Genomic DNA, 3,661 nt, shown 5'->3' on the forward strand with positions numbered 1-3,661 from the left:
AATCCTGCGGAAGGCGTGTAGGAAACATAGGCGGATGAAATCGCGGCAAGCGACGTGACATCGCCGCCATCGACGACAAGATGCACGGTCGACGGATCGACCGACGACGAGTTGCCGCTCAGACGCGCGTAGATTTGCGGATACGTCGAGCCGACAACGGAGTCGGGAGCCGGCCGCAAGTCATCGACGGTCGGCGGTGCGACAGGGAGTGACGGGCCGTAACCGCCGGAAACGTCGTTCGGATTTGCGTATGCGCTGGAAGCTGGAAGCGTCGGGCCGCCGGATGATGCGACGAAGTTGCCCGTGGCCTCGCCGGTTACGATGGCGATCGTATTCGAACTCGCATCGTAGTCGGTGTCGACGTGGAAAGCTTGCGTCAAGAAACGCAACGGCACTTCCAGGCGGCCGGCGAATTCTTTTGGAGCGTAATCCATCGCCATGTGCGCGCCGTCCACCCAAGCCACTTGCGATCCGGAGTAGACCTTCGCCTCGACGCCGCGCCACTGGATATCGGCAACGCCTGCGGTCGCGTCGAACGTTACTTGCGCGCCGAGCTGCTGAAGGATGCGCAGCGGCACGAACATGCGGCCGCCGTCGCCGATGGCCGGCACGTCGGACGTCACCTGATGGCCATCGACGTACACCGATGGCGGCGACGCTAACGCCGGCGCGGCAAACGCCAGCAAGGCGAGTGCTGCGATGAAGATGGATAGTTTGCGCATGGGATTTCACCCGAGTGAGCCGCCGCATCGGCGGCAGGTCGTGCCCTACCGGACTATTTCGCGAGCGGCGCGAGCGCGACCCCTCCCTGCGACCGCATATGAAAACGTCTTTTGTAGGAGGGCAAGCATCGCTTGCCCACGTCCAAATATAGCAACGCAAGCAGCGCTTCGCGCGAGGGCGCATCGCAAACTCCGACCGCTTCACGATCAAGTCGAACGATTGGTTGTCGCCCGCGAGTCAGGTTTAGTCGTCGACGGCGACTCCGGTCGTACTGCCAAACGGGTCGCCGGACACTTTACCCACGACCGGGCCACCAGGGTAGAGATATTCCACTGTTTCATTCCGTTGGGTGCCGGCGACGAACAAGTGATGATCCTGCTCGTTTATGGCAAGCCCGAGCGGGCCGTGCGTGACGGGCAAAGTCGACGGTTCTGGATTTGGCAGCTCGAATGTGTCGGCTGTGTTGTTCGCCCAATCGTTGATAAGGAGATTGCCGGAAGCAGCGATGGCCATCCCACCGGGGTAGTTGAGCGATACGCCGGCAACTTGGGTTTGCGCGCCGCACACACCGGCCGGGCACGACATTGACCAGACAACGCCCATGTTCGAGGTGGCGTCGATGTCGTCGAAGTAGACCGTGCCATTTCTCGCAACCGTGACGTATCCGCCGTACAATGAATTCGTCATCGGATAGTTTCCGACGAATCGGCCACCAATCCACGTTGAAATGGAACCGGCGACGGCGCCATCAATCGAGCGCAAGTTGCTGGCAATGATGGTTCCGTCTTTGGCTACCGTGACGTCTACCGGATATTCGCCGGCACTGCGATCGAAGTACGTGGCGTACGCATGCATCCGAGCTCTGTGGTAGACGCGTATTTCGCCGAAGTAGGTGTCAGCCACGTAAAGGTCGTGCGTAGCGTGATCTACGTACAAGCCCTCCGGGCCGCCCAAATACGACGCTATCCGGCCGCACGGTGCGTGGCCCTTCAGTTTTCCGGCGTAGATGTTGATAACATTGTTGTTGAAATCGGATATATATTTAATTGAGCCCCTTTTTGGGCAAGCATAGAAGCTGGCATGATGTCGACCGCTGCGCGAGCCGGTTCTTTGCAGCGTGGACTGGTTGAGTATGTCCGCGAGAGGACCAGCGAGAGGACCGGCGAGAGAACGCGGGCCACCCGGTAGCGCCCCCGGCTTGGGTGGAACGGCCGAAAAACTTCCGCTCGAGCAGCCGCAGAGCAGTGAAATCGCTACCACTACCGTCAGCGCTTGAAGCGGTAGGAAAATACGCATTGGATCCTCCCTCGATATTAGGATCGCGTGATCGCTTTAGCGTAACAAACCGCGGCACCGATGCGCAAGTCCTAGACTTTCGATCGACGGTTGCATCCGCAGCCCGGAAACGTGGTTTAAGCGGATGGTTTCGGAAGCGTCGCGCGGGGTTGGCAGGCCCGTAACGTCACCCTCCTGGAACAATGCTCGACGGTTCGCGGACCAAACAACTGGTTTCCGGTTGGAGGTTGGGAAAATGCGCATTCGAGCGGGGCTATACGTTCTTGCGGCCTCGACACTTGTCGCGAGCTGTTCGAATCAATCAACGACGAACCATACGGCGCCCATGCCGGCAGCTCAATACCATGTTTCGGCTAGAAACCCCGGCGGCCAAGTGATATCCGTGGCGAACTACAAAGGCAACTCGATCACGTCATATCCGGCGACGTCCCACGGCCATCGTGTACCCACCTCCATCCTTAGCGGCTCGCTCACACAGATCATTGGCCCGCTTGCGGTGGATCTAGACCCGGTTGGGAATATCGCCGTGTTAGGTCTGAATATTGTCAACATCTTTCCAGCGGGCTCAAATGGCAACGTCCCACCCATTCATCAGATTGCAGGACCAGCTACTCTGATCAACACCGCCGAATCCATGACGATCGATCATCGGGGCCATATCTTTGTAGCCGGCGAATCAATGACGATCGTCCATCAAGGTAATATCTTTGTAGCCGGATCGGCAAGTCAACCTTACATTTTGGAGTTTTCCGGCTTGGAATTCGGCAACGTGGCGCCGATCGCGGTTATCCAGGGATCAAATACCGGACTCGGGGCCCCGGCAGCCATGACCGTTGATGCCAGCGACAATATCTACGTGGCAAACGCGGGTCAGGGCACCGCGATCCTCGGCTTCAAAGCCGGCTCGAACGGCAATATAAAACCATTTGTTAACATATCTGGCAGCAACACGTGTCTCCAAATCGACGGAGGCATCGCGATCGACCAACTAGGGAATATTTTTGTCACGTGCATCCCTTTTTCGCCCCGTCGATCTTCCATTCTCGAATTTGCCGCCGGCGCAAACGGCAACGCCACCCCGATTGCCGTTATCTCAGGGCCGAACACGAAACTCAATAATCCGAGCGGCGTAGCGATTGACGCCGAAGGCCGGATATACGGATTGGACTATGTGAGCAACTCCATCGAAGTCTTTGCGCAAGGAGCTAACGGAGACGTGAAGCCGGTTCAGCGAATTCTCGACCCCCACGCCCGGCTGAGACGTCCAATTGCGGTGATCGTACATTGACCGTGGGTGAGCGATGCTCACCCTACTACACAGGAGACTGAGAGTCGGCCGGCCGCGGGAGGACCCACTGCACGCAGATGCCCTGCACCACCAGCGTGAAGATCACCACCGCGAACACCATCGTCGTGAGGAGCTCGCGCTGCGGAGCGTCGATCGGCAAGCTCAGCACAAGCGCTGTTGAGAGCGCGCCGCGCAGCCCGCCGACCGCGATCACATGTTGCCAACGGCCTGGCAGCGGCGAACCCAGTGCGCCGCAGACCGGAGCCAATCCATAGACCGTCGCTGCGCGGCCGGCGATGACTGCGAGGATCGCCCACCCGGTTGCAGGCCAGGCGGCCACCAACGCATTTACGT

Annotated in this window: 4 protein-coding genes; 1 reads left to right on the forward strand and 3 read right to left on the reverse strand. The window is 59.2% G+C overall.

The window, feature by feature from the left end; translation table 11 throughout:
* Both VII69_10535 and VII69_10540 read right to left on the reverse strand, forming a co-directional pair.
* Positions 1–722: copper amine oxidase N-terminal domain-containing protein (locus VII69_10535; GenBank protein HEY5095543.1), on the reverse strand; the 722-nt coding region annotated here is incomplete at its 3' end.
* 244 nt (positions 723–966) lie between these two features.
* Positions 967–1,626, reverse strand: coding sequence for a hypothetical protein (locus tag VII69_10540; GenBank protein HEY5095544.1), 660 nt, complete (start codon positions 1,624–1,626; stop codon positions 967–969).
* 775 nt (positions 1,627–2,401) lie between these two features.
* On the opposite strand from VII69_10540, the gene VII69_10545 reads away from it, so the two are divergent.
* The gene (locus tag VII69_10545; GenBank protein ID HEY5095545.1) at positions 2,402–3,307 is read left to right on the forward strand and encodes a hypothetical protein; all 906 of its coding nucleotides are present in this window, start codon (positions 2,402–2,404) and stop codon (positions 3,305–3,307) included.
* A 25-nt stretch (positions 3,308–3,332) separates the two neighbouring features.
* On the opposite strand, the gene VII69_10550 is transcribed toward VII69_10545, so the two are convergent.
* On the reverse strand, positions 3,333–3,661 hold a 329-nt coding region (locus tag VII69_10550), incomplete at its 5' end, for a cation:proton antiporter (protein ID HEY5095546.1).

The organism is Candidatus Eremiobacteraceae bacterium (assembly GCA_036511855.1).
Taxonomy (GTDB): Bacteria; Vulcanimicrobiota; Vulcanimicrobiia; order Eremiobacterales; family Eremiobacteraceae; genus JABCYQ01.